This window comes from Methanopyrus kandleri AV19 (genome assembly GCF_000007185.1).
Classification (GTDB): Archaea; JAADCQ01; Methanopyri; order Methanopyrales; family Methanopyraceae; genus Methanopyrus; species Methanopyrus kandleri.
In genome coordinates, this window is record NC_003551.1 from 1,398,229 (window position 1) to 1,421,428 (window position 23,200).

Annotated in this window: 27 protein-coding genes and 1 tRNA gene; 16 read left to right on the forward strand and 12 right to left on the reverse strand. The window is 63.2% G+C overall.

Annotated features, from left to right (window positions below; translation table 11 throughout):
* Positions 1–179 precede the first annotated feature (179 nt).
* Entirely contained in the window at positions 180–809 is a 630-nt protein-coding gene (locus MK_RS07330; RefSeq protein ID WP_011019738.1) for a thymidylate synthase, read from the reverse strand.
* Between the two features lie 91 nt (positions 810–900).
* Positions 901–1,788: a pyridoxal 5'-phosphate synthase lyase subunit PdxS gene (gene pdxS / locus MK_RS07335; protein ID WP_011019739.1), complete on the reverse strand. Its 888-nt coding sequence runs from the start codon at positions 1,786–1,788 to the stop codon at positions 901–903.
* A 67-nt stretch (positions 1,789–1,855) separates the two neighbouring features.
* Between pdxS and MK_RS07340 the strand changes: the two genes are divergently transcribed.
* The 6 genes from MK_RS07340 to cobJ are packed head-to-tail and all read left to right on the forward strand — an operon-like array spanning position 1,856 to position 6,026.
* The gene (locus MK_RS07340) at positions 1,856–2,419 is read left to right on the forward strand and encodes a GTP-binding protein (RefSeq protein ID WP_011019740.1); all 564 of its coding nucleotides are present in this window, start codon (positions 1,856–1,858) and stop codon (positions 2,417–2,419) included.
* A 21-nt stretch (positions 2,420–2,440) separates the two neighbouring features.
* Complete coding sequence (locus tag MK_RS07345; RefSeq protein WP_011019741.1) at positions 2,441–3,373, forward strand: hypothetical protein; 933 nt, start codon at positions 2,441–2,443, stop codon at positions 3,371–3,373.
* Positions 3,374–3,393: 20 nt separating this feature from the next.
* Positions 3,394–3,861: a hypothetical protein gene (locus tag MK_RS07350; RefSeq protein WP_148679797.1), complete on the forward strand. Its 468-nt coding sequence runs from the start codon at positions 3,394–3,396 to the stop codon at positions 3,859–3,861.
* Positions 3,862–3,908: 47 nt separating this feature from the next.
* Positions 3,909–4,667: a precorrin-4 C(11)-methyltransferase gene (gene cobM, locus MK_RS07355; RefSeq protein ID WP_011019743.1), complete on the forward strand. Its 759-nt coding sequence runs from the start codon at positions 3,909–3,911 to the stop codon at positions 4,665–4,667.
* The gene (locus tag MK_RS07360) at positions 4,664–5,326 is read left to right on the forward strand and encodes a hypothetical protein (RefSeq protein WP_148679798.1); all 663 of its coding nucleotides are present in this window, start codon (positions 4,664–4,666) and stop codon (positions 5,324–5,326) included. The genes cobM and MK_RS07360 overlap by 4 nt, the downstream gene beginning before the upstream one ends.
* A complete protein-coding gene (gene cobJ / locus MK_RS07365; RefSeq protein ID WP_158295981.1) occupies positions 5,268–6,026 on the forward strand; it encodes a precorrin-3B C(17)-methyltransferase in 759 nt (252 codons plus the stop codon). The genes MK_RS07360 and cobJ overlap by 59 nt, the downstream gene beginning before the upstream one ends.
* On the opposite strand, the gene MK_RS07370 is transcribed toward cobJ, so the two are convergent.
* From MK_RS07370 to MK_RS07385, 4 genes are read right to left on the reverse strand one after another with little or no spacing between them, the layout of a single operon-like run.
* The gene (locus MK_RS07370; protein ID WP_011019745.1) at positions 5,990–6,394 is read right to left on the reverse strand and encodes a Zn-ribbon domain-containing OB-fold protein; all 405 of its coding nucleotides are present in this window, start codon (positions 6,392–6,394) and stop codon (positions 5,990–5,992) included. The two genes, cobJ and MK_RS07370, sit on opposite strands and share 37 nt — an antisense overlap.
* Positions 6,395–6,406: 12 nt before the next feature.
* On the reverse strand, positions 6,407–7,591 hold the full coding sequence (locus MK_RS07375) for a thiolase domain-containing protein (protein ID WP_011019746.1): 1,185 nt from the start codon (positions 7,589–7,591) through the stop codon (positions 6,407–6,409).
* A gap of 4 nt (positions 7,592–7,595) precedes the next feature.
* Positions 7,596–8,648 carry a hydroxymethylglutaryl-CoA synthase gene (locus tag MK_RS07380; RefSeq protein WP_011019747.1) on the reverse strand — a complete coding sequence of 351 codons (1,053 nt, stop codon included), beginning with the start codon at positions 8,646–8,648 and terminating at the stop codon, positions 7,596–7,598.
* On the reverse strand, positions 8,645–9,367 hold the full coding sequence (locus MK_RS07385; protein WP_148679799.1) for a helix-turn-helix domain-containing protein: 723 nt from the start codon (positions 9,365–9,367) through the stop codon (positions 8,645–8,647). Before MK_RS07385 ends, MK_RS07380 begins: the two co-directional genes overlap by 4 nt.
* A 27-nt stretch (positions 9,368–9,394) precedes the next feature.
* Here MK_RS07385 and MK_RS07390 point away from each other — a divergent pair, with 27 nt between their 5' ends.
* Positions 9,395–11,062, forward strand: coding sequence for a glycosyltransferase (locus MK_RS07390; RefSeq protein ID WP_011019749.1), 1,668 nt, complete (start codon positions 9,395–9,397; stop codon positions 11,060–11,062).
* Complete coding sequence (locus MK_RS07395; RefSeq protein WP_011019750.1) at positions 11,059–12,603, forward strand: B12-binding domain-containing radical SAM protein; 1,545 nt, start codon at positions 11,059–11,061, stop codon at positions 12,601–12,603. The genes MK_RS07390 and MK_RS07395 overlap by 4 nt, the downstream gene beginning before the upstream one ends.
* Here MK_RS07395 and MK_RS07400 read toward each other — a convergent pair.
* Positions 12,582–13,160 carry a VIT1/CCC1 transporter family protein gene (locus MK_RS07400; RefSeq protein ID WP_148679801.1) on the reverse strand — a complete coding sequence of 193 codons (579 nt, stop codon included), beginning with the start codon at positions 13,158–13,160 and terminating at the stop codon, positions 12,582–12,584. The genes MK_RS07395 and MK_RS07400 overlap by 22 nt on opposite strands.
* A gap of 15 nt (positions 13,161–13,175) precedes the next feature.
* The gene (locus MK_RS07405) at positions 13,176–13,466 is read right to left on the reverse strand and encodes a DUF211 domain-containing protein (RefSeq protein WP_011019752.1); all 291 of its coding nucleotides are present in this window, start codon (positions 13,464–13,466) and stop codon (positions 13,176–13,178) included.
* A gap of 31 nt (positions 13,467–13,497) precedes the next feature.
* On the opposite strand from MK_RS07405, the gene cfbD reads away from it, so the two are divergent.
* Entirely contained in the window at positions 13,498–14,547 is a 1,050-nt protein-coding gene (cfbD, locus tag MK_RS07410; protein ID WP_011019753.1) for a Ni-sirohydrochlorin a,c-diamide reductive cyclase catalytic subunit, read from the forward strand.
* Here cfbD and MK_RS07415 read toward each other — a convergent pair.
* Entirely contained in the window at positions 14,532–15,275 is a 744-nt protein-coding gene (locus tag MK_RS07415; protein ID WP_011019754.1) for an SLC13 family permease, read from the reverse strand. The genes cfbD and MK_RS07415 overlap by 16 nt on opposite strands.
* Before the next feature lie 240 nt (positions 15,276–15,515).
* Between MK_RS07415 and MK_RS07420 the strand changes: the two genes are divergently transcribed.
* From MK_RS07420 to asd, 4 genes are all read left to right on the forward strand, one after another.
* Positions 15,516–15,645 (forward strand) — tRNA-Glu (locus MK_RS07420).
* A 44-nt stretch (positions 15,646–15,689) separates the two neighbouring features.
* Positions 15,690–16,673: a lysylphosphatidylglycerol synthase transmembrane domain-containing protein gene (locus tag MK_RS07425; RefSeq protein WP_011019755.1), complete on the forward strand. Its 984-nt coding sequence runs from the start codon at positions 15,690–15,692 to the stop codon at positions 16,671–16,673.
* A 5-nt stretch (positions 16,674–16,678) separates the two neighbouring features.
* Positions 16,679–17,374, forward strand: a complete 696-nt coding sequence (locus MK_RS07430) for a metallophosphoesterase (RefSeq protein WP_011019756.1) — start codon at positions 16,679–16,681, stop codon at positions 17,372–17,374.
* Positions 17,375–17,505: 131 nt separating this feature from the next.
* Complete coding sequence (asd, locus tag MK_RS07435) at positions 17,506–18,570, forward strand: aspartate-semialdehyde dehydrogenase (protein WP_011019757.1); 1,065 nt, start codon at positions 17,506–17,508, stop codon at positions 18,568–18,570.
* Here asd and MK_RS07440 read toward each other — a convergent pair.
* Positions 18,561–19,034 carry a TIGR00725 family protein gene (locus MK_RS07440; protein ID WP_011019758.1) on the reverse strand — a complete coding sequence of 158 codons (474 nt, stop codon included), beginning with the start codon at positions 19,032–19,034 and terminating at the stop codon, positions 18,561–18,563. The two genes, asd and MK_RS07440, sit on opposite strands and share 10 nt — an antisense overlap.
* 91 nt (positions 19,035–19,125) lie before the next feature.
* Between MK_RS07440 and MK_RS09170 the strand changes: the two genes are divergently transcribed.
* Together MK_RS09170 and MK_RS07450 are read left to right on the forward strand one after the other, a co-directional pair.
* A complete protein-coding gene (locus MK_RS09170) occupies positions 19,126–20,058 on the forward strand; it encodes an indole-3-glycerol phosphate synthase TrpC (protein ID WP_281070588.1) in 933 nt (310 codons plus the stop codon).
* Complete coding sequence (locus tag MK_RS07450) at positions 20,055–20,876, forward strand: hypothetical protein (RefSeq protein ID WP_011019760.1); 822 nt, start codon at positions 20,055–20,057, stop codon at positions 20,874–20,876. The genes MK_RS09170 and MK_RS07450 overlap by 4 nt, the downstream gene beginning before the upstream one ends.
* Before the next feature lie 183 nt (positions 20,877–21,059).
* On the opposite strand, the gene MK_RS07455 is transcribed toward MK_RS07450, so the two are convergent.
* The gene (locus MK_RS07455) at positions 21,060–21,632 is read right to left on the reverse strand and encodes a DUF2119 domain-containing protein (RefSeq protein ID WP_011019761.1); all 573 of its coding nucleotides are present in this window, start codon (positions 21,630–21,632) and stop codon (positions 21,060–21,062) included.
* Between MK_RS07455 and priL the strand changes: the two genes are divergently transcribed.
* Positions 21,623–22,843, forward strand: a complete 1,221-nt coding sequence (gene priL / locus MK_RS07460) for a DNA primase regulatory subunit PriL (protein ID WP_011019762.1) — start codon at positions 21,623–21,625, stop codon at positions 22,841–22,843. The two genes, MK_RS07455 and priL, sit on opposite strands and share 10 nt — an antisense overlap.
* On the opposite strand, the gene MK_RS07465 is transcribed toward priL, so the two are convergent.
* On the reverse strand, positions 22,813–23,199 hold the full coding sequence (locus tag MK_RS07465) for a Zn-ribbon-containing protein (RefSeq protein WP_011019763.1): 387 nt from the start codon (positions 23,197–23,199) through the stop codon (positions 22,813–22,815). The genes priL and MK_RS07465 overlap by 31 nt on opposite strands.
* Position 23,200: the final 1 nt, after the last annotated feature.

Here is a 23,200-nt window from a genome sequence, read left to right on the forward strand (position 1 = left end):
GGTACCCCCGACCTCACCCGATAGATGACACGGCTTAAGACGTGCCCGGAGCCATACTGATGGCTATGAAGTGCGTCGATACCGTACCGGTGGGAAGCGACCGTAGGACCGACGAGGGTGCGGATGGGTCGGAGGCTCCGGCAGAACTAGCCGCCGAAGGCCGCGAGGGCCGGATGACTTCAGGGTAAGTCCGGGAGGTCCTCCTCGTACACGTGTGCGTTGGCGGCATACACCGTCAACGTCGTCGGTTCCAGCCCCGCCCGCTCCGCCACGTGCTCTTGTAACCTTCTCAGGGCGATCATGTTCGCGACCAGCGCCTTCCCCACGTCCCACGAGCGGTAGAACGCGTGGAGCTCGAGACCACTACCTCCGTCGGACTGCAGTTGGAGTGCGGTGAGGCAGGGTACCTCTTCCTCGTCGAGATCCCGGCGTGGATCCCAGGTTACGGCGATAGCTCTCCTAGTGTTATTAGATTCAGAGAGCCTTTCCACTATCTTGGTCACTTGGTCCAGGCCGAAGTACCGCCTGAGCCGATGACCGTAGGTGTACTCGAAACCCCGTAGCTCGGGATCGAGCAGCTGATCCTCGTACGCCCGCACGGAGTGCTCGTCGAGGGGGTAATCGTCCGGGATATCGAAGGATTCCGGTCCGGAGGGCTCGAGGTGTGCTATCAGGCCGCGTACTTCCTTGACCGGACCCCGCTCCCTCTCCACCTTCTCGCCGTGTACCTTGATCCCGGTGACGGCCTGCCGCCACACCTGCTCCACGGTGCGCCCGCGTACGACCAACGGTCTGCCCTTACCCAGCACGTCGGCGCCCCGGTCGGACGCGGAGGCGGTCCGTTAAATCTAACCAGTACCCGCCGTACCTGATGGGAACCCGCGTTTCCGAGCGGGGGAGTTACTCACCACGCAGCTGCATCCTCTCCTCTTCCGGGATCTCCGAGATCTCCAGCCCGCGCATGGCCACCTCGTCGCCCAGGTTCTTCGACACCTCCGCCACGACCTCCGGGTCGTCGTAGTAGGCCGTCGCTTCGACGATAGCTTCCGCCATCTCCTGCGGTCTATCCGACTTGAAGATGCCCGATCCCACGAAGATTCCGTCGGCACCTAGCTGCATCATCAGGGCGGCGTCGGCCGGCGTCGCGATACCGCCCGCGGCGAAGTTCACCACCGGCAGCCTGCCCAGGCTCGCGACCTCTGCGACGAGGTCGAACGGCACCCCGTACTCCTTCGCCTTCCCGTAGAGTTCTTCCTTGTCCAGTCGGGTGAGCTCCGAGATCTCGCGCCGGATGATCCTCATGTGCCGGACGGCCTCGGCGACGTTACCCGTGCCCGCCTCACCCTTCGTCCGGATCATCGCGGCGCCCTCGGCGATCCTACGTAGCGCCTCACCCAGGTTCCTGGCGCCGCAGACGAACGGCACCTCGAACTCCCACTTGTTGATGTGGTGTTCCTCGTCCGCCGGCGTGAGGACCTCCGACTCGTCGATCATGTCCACGCCGATCGCCTCCAGAACCTGCGCCTCGGCGACGTGTCCGATCCTGCACTTGGCCATCACGGGGATGGTCACGTGGTCCATGATCTCCTCGATCTTGGCGGGGTCGCACATACGGGCGACGCCGCCCGCGGCTCGGATGTCCGCAGGGACCTTCTCCAACACCATCACCGCGACCGCACCGGCATCCTCTGCGATCTGAGCCTGCTCGACGTTGGTCACATCCATCACGACGCCTCCTTTCAGCATGCGCGCGAACCCGGTCTTCACACGCCACGTACCGGTTTTCATCCGGATCCCCCAATTAACCTGTTGTGAAGGTTTATATAGTACGATCACGGGCGCCGGAGGGGGTTGGATGATTTCGGAAGATAGCGGTAGTAATGAGGATCGGGAGGTTAAGATAGCCGTGATCGGGCCGGAGGACGCCGGCAAGACCACTGTGGTCCGGCAGCTATCCGACAAGTTCACCACGGTATCGCCCCGTGGGAAGACCGTGGGGATCGACTTCGGGAAGTGCAAGTACTACGAGGGGGTATACATGTTTGGCGTTCCGGGACACCTGCGATTCAAGTTCGTGATGCGTCTGGGGGCACGGAACGCCGACGGTATGATCCTGGTCATCGACTCGGCCGATCCACGCATAGACAAGGCGGTTAAGATATACAATATCGTGAAAAGTGTTGTGAAGAACCCGCATCGCGTCGTGGTCTTCGCCAACAAGCAGGACCTCCCCGACGCCCTGTCGCCGGAGCAGGTCGGGGAACTCGTCAAGAGGGCACTGGGTATCTCCCCACCCGTGATCGGGACCGTTGCGATTAAAGGGGAGGGGTTACGGGAAGGCCTTGACACCTTGCTCTTCCAGCCCACCTACAACGGAACTAATGAAATTGATGATATCGAGATTAAAGGGATCCGCTGAGCCCCTACAGGGGTCCCGACGTTGCCCGTCCCCGTCAAGAACAGGGCCACCCTCGCCCAATTGATGTTATCCTATGGGATCACGATATGCGTAGACGAGGATGTCCTCCGGGCCATCAACGAGATGACGTTCGGGCAACTGCCTATGATCCTGGATGAGTCCGTCAACGTCCCCTTAGAGTATGAGGAGAACATCATAGACGCTGAATTGGTATCACTGTTGGAGTTCGGTGAGGATATGGTATCCTCCCTCCTCGACATGATCGTTGTCGTGAGGGTGAACGCCGTCAACGGTACCGGCACACCGTGGGAGTTATTAAACACCATCCTACTGGCCGACAATCCGGGAAAAGTCGAGTTAAACGGTTCTTACTTCTCCATCTTCGCTATCGACGAGAGACAGATCGTATACATATCGAGCAGCGGGAGACGTCGGATACCGTACACCGATCTCACTTACATGAAAGACATATCGGAATGGGTGAATGCGCGCAATATAATGTCCCCGAATTACGCATATATATATGACGAGAGCGCGCTCAACATTACGGAGGATGTGCTAAAGAAGAGATACAGGGCGAGTATCAAAGGATTATCAGAATTGCTTGATAGACCTAAACATTGGGTGCGAATTGATACTACTATTACGGAGAAAAAGGACGGTATATTGATTAGAGATAGACTTCTTGATTGGATAGAACCATTAGAATTCACTAAGATAACGGTAAGACGTGATGTGGATGAGCCAGCTATCGAGGCAATTACTGGTGAGTCAAAAGTGAATAAGGTGTATGCACTTAGGGTATTCAGGGAGATCAAACCCGGATTCAAAACGTACCGTGAACTCGTGGAGAGGGCCCAGTTACCGGATTCTATAGTGAAGTCCACCTTAGCACTGTTCACGAGGTTTAACTTCCTGATGTATTCATTCAAGTACACTCCTCCGATAATTTAGCTCCGCGGGGGGAACGTAGTATGACTTCTGAGGCATTCACCGGAAAATACACTCAGGTGGTACTCAAAGTGCCTGTGTATAAGAGTGCAGGTGTTGAGTACAAACCGTCACTGTATGTGATTCCGATGTGTTTTCAGGGCGATCTGATAGCGGGCGAGCTGGCCGTCGCCACCCTACTTTTCGTGATAATCGTGGGCTCCCTCTCGTTGATCTCCCTTCGGAACGCCATTCATGCCAGGGATAAGGGCCGAGTCGTACTCCACATCGGGATGCTGACGTTCCTGGCGTCGTTCACGTACGCCGCGTTCCGAATGGTCCAATCGTCCCTTTTCGTGCCGGTGGGACCACCGTCACCCAGAACGGTCGCAGTGCCCCCGGCGATCGTGAGCGGCAACGAGATCAACATGGTCTTCGTGGCGTCGCTGATCGGCCTCGGTTTGGTCGTGGTCGGAGCCATCGCGTCGATGACACGGCGCATCCGCGTGTAGTTCCCTCTCCCCTCACCCATCGTTAAGAGTGACGTAACGTTAGGGGGATGTCCGTGACGAAGGTCTACTTCGTCGGCGCCGGTCCGGGCGACCCCGAGCTGATGACGTTGAAGGGTGTACGGGTGCTTCGACGGGCTGACCTCGTGATATACCCCGGTTCGCTGATTCCTCGTGAGTCTGTGGAGGAATGGGCCCCGAACGCCGAGCTCATCGACAGTCACGGCAAGACACTGGAGGAGCTGGTGGAGACCATGGTCGAAGCCGTGGAGGACAGCCGTACCGTGGTACGACTAGTTTCGGGAGATCCCTTCGTCTACAGCTCACTGTACGAACAAGTCCGCGAACTCAGACGACGGGGAGTGGATTACGAGGTGATCCCCGGCGTAAGCTCCGTCAACGCCGCCGCAGCGGCACTAGGTGAGGAGCTGACGAAACCCGGGATCAGTCAGACGGTGATACTCACCCGCCCGGCCGGGAGGACCGGGAAGCCCGAAGGTGAGTCGCTTTCCGAGCTCGCGGAGCACGGTTGCACGATGGTGATCTTCCTGGGGGCCGCTTACCTGGAGCGCATCGTGAAGTCACTGCTCGGAGGCGCGTACGACGAGGATACCCCGGCCGCCGTCGTGTACAAGGCGTCCACACCCGAGGAGAAGGTGATCCTGGGTACGCTAGGAGACATCGCTGAGAAGGCGCGTGAGGAGGGTATCGATAGGACCGCCCTGATCATCGTGGGTGACGTCTTGAAGGAGGAGGGGAAGAGGTCTCACTTATACTCGGAGGAGTACGCGAGGAGGGTGCGGAGATGACGGGGCTGGGATTCTCGCCGAAACGTCGTCTAGACCGCGTCGTGGTCTACGAGTTCCGGGATCTCCCGGTGCTCGACGACGTTCTGGAGTTCTTCGAGCTCCTGAATGTCGAAGTTGACGTCGAGAACCGGTTGGGGTTCGATCCCGACGCGGACGCGCTAGTGTACGTGTGTTCACCGGGGATCGCGACCCGGGCGTTAAGACTGCGGGAGAAGGGTGAGGACCCTGTGGTCGTGGTCGTGACGCCCACCCGAGAGGTGGTGTGCCTCTCCGGCCACCACTGGGGCGGGGACGAGCTCTCCGTCGCGCTGGCGGGATGGTTGGGCGGCCGTCGATCGGGTCTCACCGCCGCGGAGGCGGAGTCCCGCCCGTCGGCCGAGGACGTGCTGGACGTTCTGGGCGTGGACCCACGCCGGTACCGGGACGAGATCGTGGAGATCGTAGAGGCGCTGGAACGGGGCGTCTGGATCGAGAAGTCGCCGCATCCGGGGCTCATCCGGTACCTGAAGCTGCTGGGGGTTAAGGCGGGGAGCAGAGAAGAGGCGGGGCTCGTGGTAGACCCCGAGCGCGGTGAGATCGTGGAGTTGCGGGGTGATGATCGTGGGCAAGCTGTACGTGGTCGGAACGGGACCCGGAGACCCGGATCTGATGACGGTTAAGGCCCAGAGAGTGCTACGGCACGTGGACGTGGTGGTGGGGTACCGGACGTACGTCGACCTCATCGAGGAGATCCTACCGGAAGACGTCGAGATAAAGCGGTACGGCATGCGGGAAGAACTCGACCGGGCGCGGGAGGCCGTACGGCTGGCGGCCGATGGGTTCGAGGTGGCCCTCGTCAGTGGTGGAGACCCCGGCGTCTACGGGATGGCCGGCGTCGTCCTCCCGATCGCGGTCGAGGAGGGCGTCGAGGTCGAGGTCGTACCCGGGGTCACGGCGGCCTGCGCGGCCTCCGCGCTGCTCGGTGCGCCGCTCATGCTGGACTTCGCGGCCGTGAGCTTGAGCGACCACCTCGTACCGCTGGAGGAGATACTGGAGAGGGTCCGGGCGGCCCTCGAGGCCGACTTCGTCCTGGTCGTGTACAACCCGAACAGTTCCGAGCGTAGGCACATCTTCGAAGCCTTCGTCGACGTCCTCGAGGAGATAGTGGAAGAGGACAGGCCGGTGGGGATAGTCCGGAACGCCTACCGCGAGAGGCAGAGCGTCGAGGTAGTGCGGGTTCGCGAGCTGCGCGACCTGGCCGACAGGATCGATATGCGGTCCATCCTGATCGTGGGGAGCTCGCGGACCCGGATGGTGGGCGATTGGTTGGTGACGGAGCGTGGTTACTCCTCGCGCACCGGCCGGAACTCCAGCGAGTAGTAGATCACACCGTCCTCACCGTCCTCACTGATACGGCGGAACACGGCCTCCACCGGCGTGCCTACGTCGATCTCGCCGGGCTCGCAGTCCACGATCATCGCCGTAACCAGCGGTCCCTCCTCCAGTTTCACGATCGCCACGACGTAGGGCGCCTTGTCCTCGAAACCTTCCGGCGGCACGCGCACCACCGAGTACGTGTACACCTCGCCCCGACCCGAGAGCTGTACCTCTTCCATCTCGCCGTCGCTGCGGCAGTTGGGACAGACCACACGCGGCGGGAAGAACACCTCCCCGCAGTTCTTGCACCTCGTCCCGACCAACCGGTACCTGTTGTCGATGCTCCGCCAGAAGCGGGGTACGCCACCCACGACGGATCCCCCCTAATCGGCCCGCTCGAAGATATGGACGACCACGGTACCTCCCGAACCTCCAACGTTGTGAGTGAGCCCGATCTCGGCGCCGTCGACCTGGCGCTTCCCGGCTTCTCCTCTCAGTTGCTCCACGATCTCGACCACCTGGGCGACGCCCGACGCGCCCACCGGGTGTCCCTTCGCCTTCAGCCCACCGCTCGGGTTCACCGCGACGTAATCGGAGTCGATCTCGAACATCCCCTCGTGGTACGCTTCACCGGCCTCTCCCTTCTCGACGAAGCCCAGGTCCTCGACGGCCACGAGCTCCGCGATCGAGAAGCAGTCGTGCACCTCGGCCACGTCCACTTCCTCGGGCTCCACACCCGCCTGCTTGTACACGGTCTTCGCGGCCTCGACCGTGGCCTTCAGCGTGGTGATGTCCTCGCGGTCGTGCAGCGCGATGGAGTCTGAGGCCTGGGCCGTCGCGCGCACCACGATCGGCGTGTCCGTGAACTCCTTGGCCATCTCGAGTGGGCAGACTATCACGGCGGCGGCACCGTCCGACACCGGAGAACAGTCGAGTAACCGGAGCGGGTCGGCGACGAGCGGGCTCTCGATTACCTGCTCGACCGTGATCTCGAACTGGAACTGAGCCTTCGGGTTCTTGGTGGCGTTGCGATGGTTCTTCACCGGCGGAAGCGCCAGGTGCTCCCGGGTAGTTCCGTACTCGTACATGTGCCTCCTGGCGATCATCGCGTAAAGGGCGGGGAACGTGACCCCGTGGAACGCCTCCCACTCCTGGTCCGCCGCCGTGGCTAACGTCGCGGTCGCCTCCTCCGTGGTCACGTCGGTCATCTTCTCGACGCCGCCGGCTAGCACGATGTCGTACATCCCGGAGGCCACCGCAAGGATGGCCTGACGCACGGCCAGGCCGCCGGAGGCACAGGCCGCCTCGACCCGCGTACACGGGATAGGTGTCAGACCGGACCGGTCCGCGATCAACGAGGCCACGTGCTCCTGGTCGATGAAGCGACCTGCGCTCATGTTCCCGACGTACATCGCCTCGATCTCGTCGCCTCCCATGCCCGCGTCCTCGAGGGCCTCCAACCCGGCCTCCACGAACAGGTCGTCGAAGGACCGCTCCCACAGCTCTCCGAACCTCGTCATACCCACGCCGACGATGGCGACGTCCCGACGGAAACGCACGCACACCATCCCCTCAGAACTTGAGCTTCTTCTTCATCTTCGCGTACTCTCCATACGTCACGTACACGCGATCCTCCAGGTACTCCTCCAGCAGCGGGGCCTTCTCCCGGACCTCCTCGATACGCTCCGTCACGACGAAGCTGAACGCGTCGCTACCCGCACCCGAACCGTACGAGACGACCAGGATGCGGTCACCTGGCTCGGCGCGGTCCAGTGCCGCCGTGAACCCGAGCAGCGACGACCCCGAGTACGTGTTACCTACTCGGTCGACGACGATGGTCGGCTCGACCTGCTCGGGCTCGAACCCCAGGCTGCGCGCGACCTTCCTCGGGAACTTGCCGTTGGGCTGATGGAACACCGCGTAGTCGAAGTCCTCGGGGCTCAAGTCGAGTTCCTCCATCAGTCCACGGGCAGCCCTGATGATGTGCTTGAAGTACGCCGGGGCACCGGTAAACCTGCCGCCGTGACGCGGATAAGGTTGCCCTTCTCGGCGCCAGAAGTCCGGAGTGTCCGTGGTGTACGAGTAGGTGCCTTCCATCTCGGCGACAAGCTTCTTCCTCCCGATCACGAACGCGGCTCCACCGGCCGCCGCCGTGTACTCCAGCGGGTCTCCCGGAGCCCCTTGAGCCGTGTCCGCGCCGATGGCGAGCCCGTACTTGATCATACCCGAAGCCACGAGACCCGCGCACGTTTGGATGGCAGCTGTTCCGGCCTTGCACGCGAACTCGTAATCGGCCGCCGTGAGATCGGGCGTCGCTCCGATGGCGGCCGCTACGATCGTGGCGGTGGGTTTGACGGCGTAAGGTGGTGACTCAGATCCCACGTAGATCGCACCTATGTCCTTGGGATCTATCTCAGCCCGTGCCACGGCGTTCTTCGCGGCTTCAACGGCGATAGTGGCGGAATCTTCGGTCTCCGATGGGACGCTCTTCTCCTCGATCATCAGCCCCGACTTGATGGAATCGACGTCATCTCCCCAAACGGCCGCGATCTCTTCCGCCTTAATCCGGTACCGTGGAACGTAAGCACCGTACCCGACGATCCCGACACGCTCCGAAGGTATCAACCACGATCCCCCGGCTGAACTTCGGTAAGCTCCTTAAGCCTTTTCGAGATCCTCGAAATGGACTCGGTAGTCGTGGCCAGATTGATACCCTCTACCTCCGCGATCTTGATTCCAATGTCATCCACCTCACTTTTATCAATACCATGTAGTACCACCGCGCTCGGTTTGACCCCCGCCGCCTTGATGGCCACCATCGGGGAGCGCCCTCGGTCGATCCTCGTGAACACCAATACCCTGTTCGGGCACTCCCCGTACACCCGAATGAGGGACCGTGCGGGGACCTCCAGTATCGTCTTCACACTGTCGATCACCGTGTACCCGAACACATCCACGTTACCGTGATGGACCACGGGTTCCGCCTCGATTGCTTCATAGACCTCTTCGAGTTTTCTCGGGTAGGGGAACTCACCGATGCCGATTAAGGTGACTAGTAACTCCTCGCTGAACAGGACGTTCTCGAGCGCGGAGACGATGTTACCACCGCGCTCCTCGTCGATCTCTATAAGTGCTTCCACGAACTTCCGCACGGTGTCGACCCGAGGGGCTTTAGTCTTCCCAGTTTCGTACTCACTGATGACCGACGGTGACACGCCCATCCGCCTGGCGACCTCGACCTGTGAAGCGTGGAACACCTTCCGCCACTTCCTCATTACCTTCCCCGGGTGCTCCGACGCGGCGATGTCGCCGACGATCCTTTTTAGCACGAGGCTCCTCGGCAACGAGATCACTCCCCGCGGGTGATTCAAGTGCTCGACGGAGGACTGACGCTGTTAGTACTCACCGCCCTGGCACTGTTCAGGGAGAGGAAGAAGCGGCCGCAAAAGGTCTCGGTGGTGATTCCGGCGTACAACGAAGAGAAGACTGTAGCTCGCGTAGTTCGGGCCGCGAAGGAATGCGACCTGGTTAACGAGGTAATAGTTGTAGATGACGGTAGTGAGGATAGGACCGCGGAAGAGGCCGAAGCCGCCGGCGCCATCGTGATCTCGCACTCGGTAAACCGCGGCAAGGGAGAGGCGATGAAAACCGGGCTAAAACACGCCTCCGGCGAGATCGTGGCCTTCGTGGATGCCGACATCAAGAACATTCGACCCGAGATGATCGAGAAGATGATCCGGCCCGTACTCGAGGGGGAGGCGGATCTCGTCAAGACCAAGTTCAAGCGCAAGGCGGGCAGGGTCACGCTCCTGACCGCCAAACCCCTACTGAGGTTCTTCTTCCCGGAGGTCGCGCACTTGGAGCAACCGCTCAGCGGACAGATCTGCGCCCGTAGGAAGCTGCTCGAGCGCGTCGACTTCGAGCCGGACTACGGTGTGGACATCGGTATAATCCTCGACGCCGTAGCCCTCGGCGCCAGGATCGAGGAGGTGGACATCGGTGAGATCAAGCACGAGATGCAACCCCTGGAACGACTCCACCGGATGGCCCTCCAGGTCGTCCGGACGATCCTGGATCGGGCCCATAAGTACGGTCGTGTCGTCCTCAGGTGGAACGTCGGCAAAGCGCTCAACCGCATGAACCTGGGCGTGTCCCTGCTCGCCTTGGCCCTCGCCACCCTGTTCTACACGGAGCTCCCGTTGGCGAGCGTGCTGGCGCTGGGGATCCTGGGTCTGGGGATCGCACTGTTCTCCCTGGCCCAACTCGTCTACGAGCTCCTCCGCGTCGAGGGTAAGAAGCGGCGCATCCTCCGCCCGTTCCTCCACATGCACGCTTCCGTGATCATGTCGTTGGCGGTCGTCGCCGTGCTCGTCGGTGCGATGTTCTCGTCGATACAGATCGCCCACGACCGCGTCGAGGTCAACCCGCTACCCAGGAAGGTCGTCTGGGGAGAACGGGAGGTCAAAGCCGAAGGTCCGTACGTGGTGCAGTACGGTCGTGAGTTGAAGATGGGGAGGAACGTCCTCAAGGTGCTGGACCTGAAGCCCGACGATGTCCTCGTTTACCAGCGGGGGGAGTACAGGGTCGAGAGCGCGGGCCGTGATAACCTGCTCATGGTCCCGACTGAACTGGCTCGACAGCTCGGGATCAAGCCGGGGAACGCCACGGACTCGGAGATACGGCTGGCGTTCCGAAACATCACGGTCAAGCGTAAGGTGGAGGGCCCGGACGTCAACATCCGGGTGACCGCGGTTCTGTCCGCGACCCCCGACCGCGCCGAGGCCTTGACGGTGTACGTGGACGGTAAGAAGGAGGCGTGGATTCCGGTGGCCACCAGGGGCGGATCCGTCTACGTGTACGTCTCGGGGTACGGGCTGATAAAGCTGGAAGACCGGAGTGTCGTCTACGTAGGCAACAGGGAGATCCTCCTGAAGCTCGAGGACACCGACATTGAGACGCTCCTCCTCGCTCCGGCCGAGCCGACACCCTTCGCGGTCATCGAGCTCAAGATGCCGTCGGTGAGGGCAGTGGTCGAATGAGGGAGCTCCTCGCCGTCGAGCCGAGCCCGGGCGCCGACCTCCGCGTATGCCTCACGTACCCGAACGAGTACCGCGGTATGGCCTCCAACCTCGGATTCCACATCGTTCACAGGATACTCGCCGGGATCCCCGGAGTTTCCGTGGAGCGTTCGTACGTGCCGACGGACGCCTACAAATCCCTCGATCCGAACCGCACCTTGGTGAGCCTGGAAACGGGCTCCCCACTGTCCGAGTTCGATATCGTCGGTTTCTCGCTACAGTTCGAGCTCGACTATCCCCACATGCTCGAGGCCCTGGTCATGGGTGGGATCCCCCTCAGGCGCGAGGACCGCGACGAAAACGACCCACTGGTGCTCGTCGGCGGCCCCTGTACGGTGAATCCTAAACCGCTGGAACCGTACGTCGACGTGTTCTACGTCGGGGAGGCGGAAGCGGGTCTGGAAGAGGGTATCGAAGCCATCCTGACCGCCCGCGATCGCCGCGACGCCCTGGAGGAGCTGGCCGACCTCCCGGGTTTCTACGTCCCGGAGTACCCCGGCACCGTCGATCGAGTGACGGTGAACAATCTCGGCGGAACGGAGCCCCCGAAGATCGCCTTCGCCCCGGAAGACACCGAACACACCGGTCTCCGCGCGTACCCTGTGGAGCTGGGGAGGGGTTGCCCCTACCGATGCGCGTTCTGCCTAGGGGGTTTCACCGCGGGACACATGCGCCACCGTCCGGTCGAGCAACTCCTAGAAGTACTCGAGGACGTCGAGAAGTCTCCCTACGACCGCGCGGCCATGATTTCCCCCTCCCCGACGCTACATCCCGAGTTCGAGGAAATACTGGAAGAATGCCTCGAGCGACATCTCGAGGTCTCACTACCGTCCACCAGGATCAACGACCTGGATCCCGAGCTGCTACCCGAACTCAGGGAAGCGGGCGTCAGAACGCTCACGTTGGCCCCGGAGTCGGGGTCCGAGGACGTCCTCGAGTTCCTGAACAAACCCCTGCATCGGGATCACCTCCTCGAACTCGTGGAGGACGCGGGAAGACTCGGTATGCGGGTGAAGCTGTACTTCATCGTGGGGATCCCGGGATTCCCCCCCGAGGAGGACACCGTGGCATCGGCGCGGCTGGCCCGCGAGTGCGCGGAACTCGCCGACGTCCGTGTCAGCGTCAACCCCCTGATCCCCAAGGCCTGCACACCGCTGCAGTACTCCGAGATGCTGTCCGCACGGGAGATCAACCGTCGATACCGGCTGTTCGAGCGGGAATTCAGGGGACGCGTATCGTTCGAAGACCCCGAGTTAGCCCGCGCCCAGTGTCTGCTGTCCAGAGGGGACGTGGACGTCTCCCGGATCCTAGAGGAAGTACTGTGGAACGCTAGGAGTCCAGGGGCGTGGGCACGTGCGATGAGGTCTCATGGTGTCTCGATATCGCCCGACCGACCACCCGACGGTCCCGAAGACGTCCCCTACGACTTCGTTCGAGCGGGACCGGACCACGAGGAGCTTTACCGGCTCTTCACGTCACTTCAGTGCGCTCCCATGAAATGAGTCACGAGACCCACCAACCCTCCGATGGCGGCGGTCTCGCACCCGCGCAGGATGAGGTCCTTCTTCCTCTCCTTACAGAGTCGTCCCAGGTAGACCCCCAGCAGGAACAGGAAGATCCCGGAGACGCACGTGCAGGCGATCACGCTCCACTTCGGATCCTTGATGATCAGCACCGGGAGTATCGGCACCATGGAGGCCATGAAACTGGATCCTCCGTGGGAGACCACGCTCGTGTAGATCCGGATCCGAGCCAGATCGTGCACGCGGGTGTGTTCCAGACCACCCCGCTTCATTATCATTTGACGCTCTAGTTCCCGGATCTCGCGCAGTTCCTCGATCTTTTCACCCAGATAAGAGCCGAACCCGTTGGAGAGGGCGAGCGCCACCGCCACGCTGAGCCCGGCGCTCGCCGCGTCCTGCGCCGAACCGCCACGGGCCACCACGCTGAGCACGGCACCCATACTCGCCAGTACACCGTCCATGGATCCCAACGCCATGTAGCGCCCGGTCGCCAGAGCCTCCTTAAGCACCCTCCTCAGCAGCTCCTTCCGGTTCAACGGTGACACTAACCCTTAGTCGTCTTGTGGTGTCTTTACCTCCTCGACGATCCGAGATCCGGCTACCACCTCGTCTATGCTGTGGATGGCGCCTCCCATGTCCTCGATCAGGTCCTTTATCCGCTCGAAGTCAAGATCCGGTCCCTCTACCGTGACCTTCACGTTCTCGACGTCGCGGTCCACCTCGACCAGGACTATGTTGACGCCGTCGACTCCCTCCAGCTTCGCCAGCGAGCGCGCCAGCTCCGTGGTATCGGGTTCCATCGGCTTCATAACGTCCAGTACCAACCTCCGGATCTTAGCCATGGGAGACCCCCTTCGGAGAGGGTGATGGAGTTTGAGCACGTGGCACCCACGACCTGGACCCATCCCGGCAGCCATGTACACGCTTCGGGATCTTCTCGCGGATGCCGTGGTGCTCCACGGACCTAAAGGATGTTGCTTCCGGACCGCACGCCTGCTCGAGAAGGACGGCGTCCGGGTGTTCGTGACCGGGATGGAGGAGGATGACTTCGTGTTCGGGGCCCTGGAAAAGCTCGTCGAACTCCTCGAGTACGTGGAGGAGCGCCTCGAACCGGAGCTGATCGGGGTCGTCGGAACGTGCGTCTCGTCCATCATTGGGGAAGACCTCGAGGCCGCCGTCGAGGAGGCAGACGTCGACGCGACCGTCGTCACCGTCGAGGTGCACAACGGAATGGGACCTAACACCGAGGGGGTCATCAGGACCTTAGAGCGGGCCGCGGAGGCCGGGGTGATCCCAGAAGGGGAGGTGGAACGCCAGAAGAGACTGATGAGGGCAGCGGCCGAGCTCGAGCGTAGGCGCGGGATGGCCAGTCGGGAGTACCTCGAACCGTGGTCCGGGCACGATCCGTCCGAGGTCGCTCGGGTACTGCTATCCTCCGAGGACGTGCTCGCCATCCTCAATGCGAAGAAGGAGACCGCCTACCTCTTCGCGGACCCCGTCCTCGAAGTCGGTAAGCGTGGGGCTTGGGTCCTAGCCAACCTATCCCCGGAGAGCGGTCTCCCCAAGGTACGGCGGGATGCGGAGGTTATCGGATCAATTTTTCGGGAGGAAGGGATCGAGTTCGAAGTCACCGGTTCCCTGGACGAGTACGCGGTCACCGGCGAGCTCCTGGCCGAGAAGATCGAGGAGTTCGATCCCGACTCCGTGCTGATCACCGGGATACCCCATGCCGTCGCGCCGGAAGAGCTCGACGTCGACGCCACGTTCGTCGCCGTCACCGACGGGCTCCGCGAGGCCTCCGCCCTGCGGGAGCTGGGGTACGATTACGTCGTCGTCGAGGAGGAAGCCCACGCCCGGGTGCTAGGGCGGCGCGAGATCGTGCCGTCCGACCTCGGGGAGGCCATACGTCAGCTCAGCGCGTAGTGCGACAGGACCCCCAACATCAGGCATGAGCCCTGCAGCACGGCATAGTCGCGGAGAACACCGCGGCTCCCCGCGGCCCTCAACGCTATCAGGTTGGCCACGGAGGCCACCGGCGTCCCGTAGCCGCCGACCGTTACACCGTGGAGCAGATCCCTCCAGTCGTCCGTCATGGGCACCACTAACACGGTAGTCGGCACGTTGCTCACGACCTGGGACAGCAACACGGACCACACGAACGGGTCGTCCACCCGCGGGTTCCAACCCAACGACCCGATCACGCTCGGAACCAATACTCCGACCGTCAGCAGGCCGATCACGACCCAGTCCACTTCTCGGACGGCGTGCGGGCGGAGAACGGCGTAGTAGCCGAAGACCGCGGGGAACCAGAAGTACACCGGGACGTGAGCCAGCAGACAACCGGCCGCCGCGATCACCACCGCCACGTCCAGGACGTTCGGAGCCGACCCGGAGCCCGACTCGACCCGCTCACCGCGAACCCACGCGTATAGAAGACCGGGCGCCAGGAGCGCCGCGCATACCGGCAGCTGCGTGACGAAGAAGTCCACAGGATCCACGCGGTAGTGCGAGTAGATGATGGCATTCTGCGGGTTCCCGAGCGGCGTCAGGGCGCCGACCGAGTTGGCTGAAACCAAAGCCGGGAGGACCACGCGATGGGGTCGGCGGGGCGCCCGGAGCCAGCAGCGACAGGACGGTGATGAGGGCAGCATCGTTCGTGAGGAACATGGACAGCAGCCCGGTCACTAGCATCACACGTACGGTGCCCGCTCTCTTCCCGAGTACCGCCCTTCTAACCCGGTGAATCGCCCCGGTCCTGATCCAGTCCGCGGTGACCGCCGACTGAATCGTCACGAATCCGACGGCGTTCAAATCCACCCACACCGACACGTCCCCATTCCCCCGAAAACTTTAAGTAATCGGGATTCAGGTGCGGCTGTGGACGCGGGGACGCCCCGGCGGTGTAGCTCGGTCAAGGGCCCGCGGGTGACCGCGGGCCCGCCGATATCATGCGGGACTTTCGAGGCCCGTCCGGGCCGGAGACATCCCGCGACCCGGGTTCAAATCCCGGCCGGGGCACCAAACCGACAATCGTTACGAGGAAACTAACGATCGGGGAGCGCCCTTTGGAGAGATCGCTCCTCATCAAAACCATTCTCGGGGCCGTCGCAGGGGCGATAGCGCTTTACCTCACCTTGTTCCACCTCGCGGACGTGGACGAGGTCCTCAGAGCCCTCCAACGGGCCGACGTCGCTTGGATCCTGGCGGCGGGCGCGTGCGAGGTACTGTGGTTCGCGGCGTGCGTGGAAGGATGGAAGAAAACCTTCGAGCCGTTGGGCGGCCGTCCATCCCGAAGACAGCTCTTCCTGATGTACTGCGTCAAACTGATGGTCAACAACCTGATTTCCCTCGCCAGAGTACTCGGCGACGCCATCCGGGTGTACTACGGAATCCGACTCGGATGGTCGGCGGCTACCGTCATCCCCACCATCGTAGCCGACATCGTACTGGGCAACGCGGGTTATCTGGCGGTGATCCTGCTCGGATGCGCCATCGTGTGGTGCTGCACCGAAGTCTCCCCCTACCTGATTGCGGCGAACGGTGTCGGCGCCGTGGCCGTGGCGGGGCTCTGGGCGCTGTTCGCGTCCGAACGCACGTGTCACGAGGCCTACGAGAGCGTACGCGACCTCGTCGAAGCGCTCGTACGCCGCGTAGGGTACTCCGTCGGAACGGTCGATGAGCTCGTGGATTCCACGGTGCAGCTGTTTCGGTCCAAGGAAGCGCGATTGGCTTTACTCCAGTACACCGTGGGATGGGCCGCCAGGGTGCTCCGGTTGTACTGCGTCACCTGGGCGGTCTGGCCCACGGCGTCCCCGTTGATCCCGTTGGTTATGTCCGTCGCGATCCGAGGGTCCGCCGTCGTTTCGGTTTCGCCGGGAGGGCTCGGTATCGTGGAAGGACTGACCACCGGAGTCCTAACCGTGTTGGAGGCGGATCCGAGCCGGGTGATGGCGGCCCTGCTCCTGGACCGTCTCTACTCGTTCGTGATCCCCGTGGCCTTGGGGGCCGTCAGCGTGCCCGTGCTGGAAAGGTACGTCGGTCGGGGGTAATATGGGTGGAACTCTACCACGAGGTGATCATGCTCAAGGACATCGCGGCGTTGGCCGACGTGCACGTGGGCGTGGAGATCGAGCTCCGCAGGCGTGGAATACGGGCTGTGGACCGTACCGAGGACCGCGTGGAGAAGCTCCGGAGATGCCTCGAGGCGTTGGACCCCTCGATCCTGGTGATCGTGGGCGACCTCAAGCACAACGTACCGTTCGCCAGTCGTATCGAGTTCCGGGGCGTCCCGAAACTCGTGGACGCCGCGCTCGAGATCGTGGACGAGGTGATCGTGGTCAAGGGGAACCACGACGGCCTGGTGGAGGAGCTCCTCCGGAATCAGCGCGGAGTTCGGGTCGTGGGCACCAGAGGGATCCTGATCGACGGGTTCTACTTCCTCCACGGACACGCGGAACCCGATCCAGAGTTGCTCTCCCGGTCCGACCTCCTGGTGTTCGGTCACGAGCACCCGATCTCGGACGCCGTTCCGGGGGTTTCGGTGAAGGTACTCGTCGAGCTGGAGCTCGACTTCGAGGAGCTCACCCGGGGCGAGGTCTCGGGACGGGGCCCGGGGTTCGTACTGCCGGCGTTCGACGACCTGGTGGGCGGCACCGAGGTGACCTCGGACGACCGGTTACTCCTCGCCCACCGGCGCGGTGCCGTGATCGACGAATCGTACCTCCCCATTCCGGAGGCGGAACCGTTCTGAGGGCTCGCCCCCGGAAGTTCTCCTCATCGGCGCGGCCCTCGGGAGAGGGCGCGGATGGTCACGGCCCGGCCGGTCCGGCTGCGGTCCTTTTTTTAACGGTGTCCCCTGTCCGCGATGGGGGGTCGCGAAGGTTGGCGAAGGTTCGGGTCGGAGTCCTGGGCGCCACGGGTATCGTAGGTCAGCGGTTCATCAGCCTGCTGGCCGACCATCCGTGGTTCGAGCTCGAGGCCGTGACGGCGTCGCCGCGCTCTGCCGGGAAGACCTACGCCGAGGCCGCTAAGTGGTACCTCGAGGAGCCGATGCCGGAGGACGTGGCGGAGCTTACCGTTCTGGAGACCGACCCGAAGGAGGTGGAGCGCGAGGCGGACGTGGACCTGGTGTTCTCCGCGCTACCGTCGGACGTGGCGCGCGACGTCGAGCCGGCGTTCGCGGAGGCTGGCTTCGCCGTCGCCAGTAACGCCAGCGCGTACCGCATGGAGGAGGACGTCCCCCTGGTGGTGCCCGAGGTCAACCCGGACCATCTGGGACTGATCGACGTGCAGCGGGACGAGCGGGACTGGGACGGTTTCATCGTGACTAATCCCAACTGCTCGACGATCCAGATGGTCCTGACCCTCAAGCCGCTGATGGACGAGTACGGGATCGAGAGCGTAGTAGTCTCAACGATGCAGGCGGTCTCCGGCGCCGGTTACGCGGGCGTACCCTCGATGGCTATCATCGACAACGTGATTCCCTACATCGAGGGCGAGGAGGAGAAGATGGAGACCGAGACCCTGAAGATCCTGGGCGAGCTGGACGGCGACCGTGTCGAGTTCGCGGACGTCAAGGTCTCTGCATCGTGTCACCGAGTGCCCGTGCTGGACGGTCACACCGAGGCGATCTTCGTGGCGACCGAGAAGGAGGCTGACCCGGAGGAGGCGGCGGAGGTTCTGGCCGGGTTCCGGGGAGTCCCGCAGGAGAAGGGTCTACCGAGTGCACCGGAGCGTCCCGTCGTGGTCAGGGAGGAAGAGGACAGACCGCAGCCGAGGTTCGACCGCGACGTCGACGGCGGCATGGCCGTGGTCGTCGGCAGGATCCGTAAGGACCCGGTGTTCGGCGGTCTGAAGTACGTGTGCGTCGGTCACAACGCGGTGAGGGGTGCTGCGGGCGCTTCCGTGCTGAACGCCGAGCTCCTCGTTGAGGAAGGCTACCTGTAACCGGCTAGCAGCTCCGCCTTCTCCACGGCCTCCTCGGGTGATTCCGCCCCCTCGATCTCACCGCGCCTCGCCAGCTCCTCGGCCCATCCTCCCGATGACGTCAGGCCCACGACGGGCTTCCCCATCTTTTTGGCCAGGGAGATCTCGGAGAGCGTTCCCCAGCCGCCCGCGACGGCGATCACGGCATCTCCCGCCCTGACCACCAGGGCATTCCGTGCCTCCCCCAGACCCGTCGGGATGACCACGTCGACGTAGGGGTTAGCCTCGTCCCGCCTCTCACCAGGTAAGATACCTACGGTGATGCCACCCTCCTCGCGCGCTCCTCGGCATGCCGCCTCCATCACACCTCCTCTTCCACCGCAGACCAGGACGTGGCCCCGCCGGGCGATCTCACGGCCCAGTTCCTCAGCGAGATTCAGGACGTCCTCTGAGGCCCTTCCGCTCCCGATCACCGAGATCTGCAACGGGGTCGTTCCCCCGCAAAGGAGTTTTTGCGAGGGTGACGACCTCAGCTGGCGTAACGGTCCACATCGGAGGCTGCCTCCGGCCAACCGGGTGCTCGTCATCGGTCACGGAGTTCCGGGATCGGTCCCGGGACCCCAAGTCATCCATACGGTCCTCTATCATCCGTTTCCTCATCTCCCTGGCTCGGTCGGGGCGCAGCCACCCCATCCGGACGTCGGACCAAGCCGATGTCGTCATCGCCGGGGGTGTTCCGAGCTGCTGGACGAGATCCTGGAGCGCGTGAGGGAAAGGGTTGAGGAGATTCGCGACCGCACGTTCACGCCGAGAGCGGGAGGAAGATCGCTACGGAAGGCACTTTCGGGCCCCGGCGTGTCGGTGATCGCCGAGGTGAAACCCACCTCCCCCTCCCAGGGCAGACTACGCGACGTGGACGCGGAAGACGTCGCCGAGCGGGCCCGTGCGTACGAGCGAGGTGGTGCGGCGGGTATCTCCGTGTTGACCGAGCCCGAGTTCTTCGACGGTCGGCCTGAGTACGTCGAGGTCGTCCGGGAGGCCGTGGACGTTCCGGTACTCCGCAAGGACTTCATAATCGACCCGGTGCAGGTGGAGGAGAGCGCGCACTACGGGGCCGACGCCGTACTGATCATTGCCGCGGCCGTAGGTAGAGAGGCTCCCGAACTAATCGATCTGGCACACGAACACGGTATGGAGGTTCTACTGGAGATCGACCGATGGGAGCACCTCGAACTGCTGAGCGAGTGCGATCCCGACGTCGTAGGGGTGAACAACCGGGACCTCCGCACGCTCGAGGTGGACCTGAACCGGACGCTCGAGCTGGGTCCCGAGGTTAAAGACCTCACGAACGCCCCCCTGGTCGCCGAATCCGGTGTTTCCGGACCCGAGGACGTCGTCCTGTTGGGTGAGGTGGCCGACGCGGTGCTGGTCGGTACGTACCTGATGCGTGCCCCCGACCCGAGCGAAGCGGTAAGGAAGCTCGTGGAAGCGGGGCGGTCGACGGAGTGATCGAACCGTACAAGCTGGCGTGGTCGGTTGTTTTCGGTATCTCCAGGGGTCTCTACGTGTTTGCGGGGTCGTTCATAGCGGCGGCCCTGTACCGGTACGTGGCGGAAGAGCGGATAACGATGACCACGGCCATGTTCGTGGGCCTCATCACCGCGGGCTTCGCGTCGGGTCCGCAGAAGCTGGCGGCACTGGCCATCAGTCAGCCCAACGTCGAGGTGCTCTCCTGGACGATCGCAGCCCTGTTCGCGATACCCGCCAGGACCTACGGGGACGCACTGGGTAAGCGGCTCCTGGAGGCGCGGCTGTCCTCGATGAAGCCCACGACCAAGGTATATCGGCTCCCCGAAGACCCGGACAACATCGAGGACGTCCCGGGAGAACCCCCGGCCCCCCGGGAGGTGAAGAAGCGGATTGCGGGGCGTGAGTACGAGTTCCCGCGGGGAACCCCACGGGAGGACGTGGAGCGGGTGATCAAGCGGGACCTGGAGGAAGAGGGAGGTGTGGGACGCGCGGTGGTGCGCGTCGACGGGGACGAGGTCAAGGTGAGGCTCGCCGGCGCGAAGCCGCCGGTCTCGCACACGCTCCCCCCGGACAAGGTCGCGGTTTCGGTGAAACCCAAGGGTGGATCGGCCCACATCGGCGAAGGGGACAAGGTGATAGTGTACGCCGACGGTCAGAAGCTCTGCGAGGCGGAGGTCTGGAAGCGGTCCAAGAGCGGCGTGGTCTTGGTGGTGGATCGGGAGCACGCGGACGAGCTCATGCGCCTGGTTACCAAGGGCAAGGACGTATCCCTCGTCGTGGAGCCTACTGAGGAATGACTGTGCCCCGCGGTTAGCCAGGCCGGTCATCCGTCGCCTTCCGGTCGTCACCCGTCCCGGCCCCAGCCTGGACCGCGGGGCTCATCGGCGGCCCCTACTCCCCCTCATCGGGAGTCACCCTCAGGTTTTCGGGGCCGTCCTCTCGTGGGTGATCGCCGGGCATCCGGGAGTTAACCCTTTCGATCAGAAGGGGTCTCGATCGGGGTAGTAGCTCCTGAACCTTCGGAGGGCCTCCTCGGTCGCCTCGGGGAAACGCCGACGTAGCTCCTTCACGAACTCCCCACGCGTTCTCCCCGGGATCAGCCCCAATATCTCGGAGACAACCCTCAACGCCCGATCCGACGGCCTCCTGGGTACTTCCAGGGTGAGCGTGAGCACGTCCCCGAGGATGCGCTTGTGCTGGCGTGGAACGGAGCCCAGGAGCACCCCGGCACCGAAGTCGACCAGGCCGGGGACTCCACCACTCCGCCGCTCCGCGGTCAACTTCCTGTAAGCCCTCGGCCGATAGCAGTGGAGCTCCACGTAGGTGTCGAACGGTCGAAGGTCCTCGACTACCCGTCGCCAACGGGCGCCGACCTCGGAGCGGTGGAACGACGGATCCACCGTGCTCACGTAAGGTCCGTTCTCGAACACCCTGGAGACCCGGAACCCTTCGGGTAGTACCCTACGCACCACGGGCTCGAGGGCACGACCCTCGTCCCCGTGAACCCCGTACACTGCCACGGGTCTGCGGATGGGGTGGTCGTTTGCGCTCATGGTTCCCCCACGCCCCGACGGTATCCGTTCCGGAGATAGAACCGGAAGAGGCCCTGTCGTACCGAGACGAGATCCGAACCAGGGTCAGATCCTACGCCTTCGGGCTGGACGACTGGCGGGCGAAGGTAAAGACGCGTCGCGCTTACCTGCGCAAGGTCAGGGACGAGGACGAGTCGGAGATCCTGCGAGTCTACGGGGCGTTACTCACCGTGGCGGCCGCCGGACCGCGTCCCGTCCGTCATCTGATAGCCGAAGGCGAGTCTGCGATGGCCGAGACCGCGCTCTACGCCCTTCGCCACGAGGATGAGTCCGCAATGTCCTACCCCGAGGAGCGTGTTCTCAGCGACCTGTACCTGTGGGACGTACGGGTACTCGAGCGCGACCTGGGTCTGTACGCCGTCCACTTCTCGTTTCCACTCATACACCGATCCCCGGAAGGACAGAAGCTGAAGGTGCTGGTGTGGGAACGCGCCTCTTTGGAGAAGGTACTGAAGGAGGTCAGGTCGAACAGGGTCCTCGGAGTGAGGGTTCTCGATCCCTCGGGATGGAACGACGTGTGGATATGCCCGCGGTGCGGGGCCACGAGGCGGGGAGGGACGGGAGACCTGGAGCAGGACCACGCCCGCCGGTGCTCCAACTGCCGAGGGCGAATGCGGAAGCCGGACCCTAACCTGCTCGAGATGCTCAAGGAGCCGGAAGGGTACCTGATCATGCACTTCAAGACCTTGGCCCGGACGTTCCGCGAGGACGTCCGTAGATTGGTGGTCTCGGATATCGAGTCCCGGGACGACGTGGAGGACGAAGAGCTGCGGGAGTTCTGCCTCAAACTGTTCCCGAAGGTTCGGAAGCGTCTGGAACGCGTCGAGAAGGGGGCGGGCGGCCGGTTCCCGCCGTGTATCCGGGAGCTCTTACGGAGGGCCCAAGAAGGGGAGAACTTGCCCCACGAGGCCCGCTTCGCGCTGGCCGCCTTCCTGGTCAACGTGGGATGGGACGTGGACCGCGTGGTGGAAGTGTTCTCGAACCTGCCAGACTTCGACGAGGAGCGCACCCAGTACCAGGTCCGTCACATCGCCGGTGAGGTGGGCGGAGGTACTCGATATCTACCACCGAACTGCGATAAGATGAAAGCATGGGGGTTGTGCCCCGGCAAGGATTGTGGGGTGAAGAATCCGCTGGCGTACTACCGCCGACCTAGGGCCGACGACGGATGAACCGTTATGCGGACTGGAGGCACCCCGAGCTCGTCCGCCAACGTTTCGAGCTTCTCCTCGACCTCTTTCACGCGGCTGCCGTCCTTGCCGATCGCCTTGTGGTGATCGTCCACGTACACCGTGGCGGCCAGGTAACCGGCCCCCTTGCCCCTGGGGCCCCTCACTATCACCTCACTCACACCGCAGTCGTCGAATTCCTCCCGCAAAAATCGTCTGGCGTACTCCTTCATCCACTTGAGCCTGGTGTCCTTTCTGGGCCTACTCCGGAGCTCTTTGGACCACTCGCACTCCTCACATTCCAGCCGATCGAGCGATGGACGGACAGGACCTCCGCACCGTGGACACCTCAGGGACACT

What these genes read in the sequence shown, in the direction of transcription:
- pdxS (WP_011019739.1), bottom strand. Translation starts at nt 1,788, where the DNA reads ATGAAAACCGGTACGTGGCGTGTGAAGACCGGGTTCGCGCGCATGCTG.
- MK_RS07340 (WP_011019740.1), top strand. Translation starts at nt 1,856, where the DNA reads ATGATTTCGGAAGATAGCGGTAGTAATGAGGATCGGGAGGTTAAGATA.
- MK_RS07395 (WP_011019750.1), top strand. Translation starts at nt 11,059, where the DNA reads ATGAGGGAGCTCCTCGCCGTCGAGCCGAGCCCGGGCGCCGACCTCCGC.
- cobM (WP_011019743.1), top strand. Translation starts at nt 3,909, where the DNA reads ATGTCCGTGACGAAGGTCTACTTCGTCGGCGCCGGTCCGGGCGACCCC.
- MK_RS07350 (WP_148679797.1), top strand. Translation starts at nt 3,394, where the DNA reads ATGACTTCTGAGGCATTCACCGGAAAATACACTCAGGTGGTACTCAAA.
- MK_RS07405 (WP_011019752.1), bottom strand. Translation starts at nt 13,466, where the DNA reads ATGGCTAAGATCCGGAGGTTGGTACTGGACGTTATGAAGCCGATGGAA.
- MK_RS07415 (WP_011019754.1), bottom strand. Translation starts at nt 15,275, where the DNA reads ATGCTGCCCTCATCACCGTCCTGTCGCTGCTGGCTCCGGGCGCCCCGC.
- MK_RS07455 (WP_011019761.1), bottom strand. Translation starts at nt 21,632, where the DNA reads ATGAGCGCAAACGACCACCCCATCCGCAGACCCGTGGCAGTGTACGGG.
- MK_RS07375 (WP_011019746.1), bottom strand. Translation starts at nt 7,591, where the DNA reads ATGGTGTGCGTGCGTTTCCGTCGGGACGTCGCCATCGTCGGCGTGGGT.
- MK_RS07360 (WP_148679798.1), top strand. Translation starts at nt 4,664, where the DNA reads ATGACGGGGCTGGGATTCTCGCCGAAACGTCGTCTAGACCGCGTCGTG.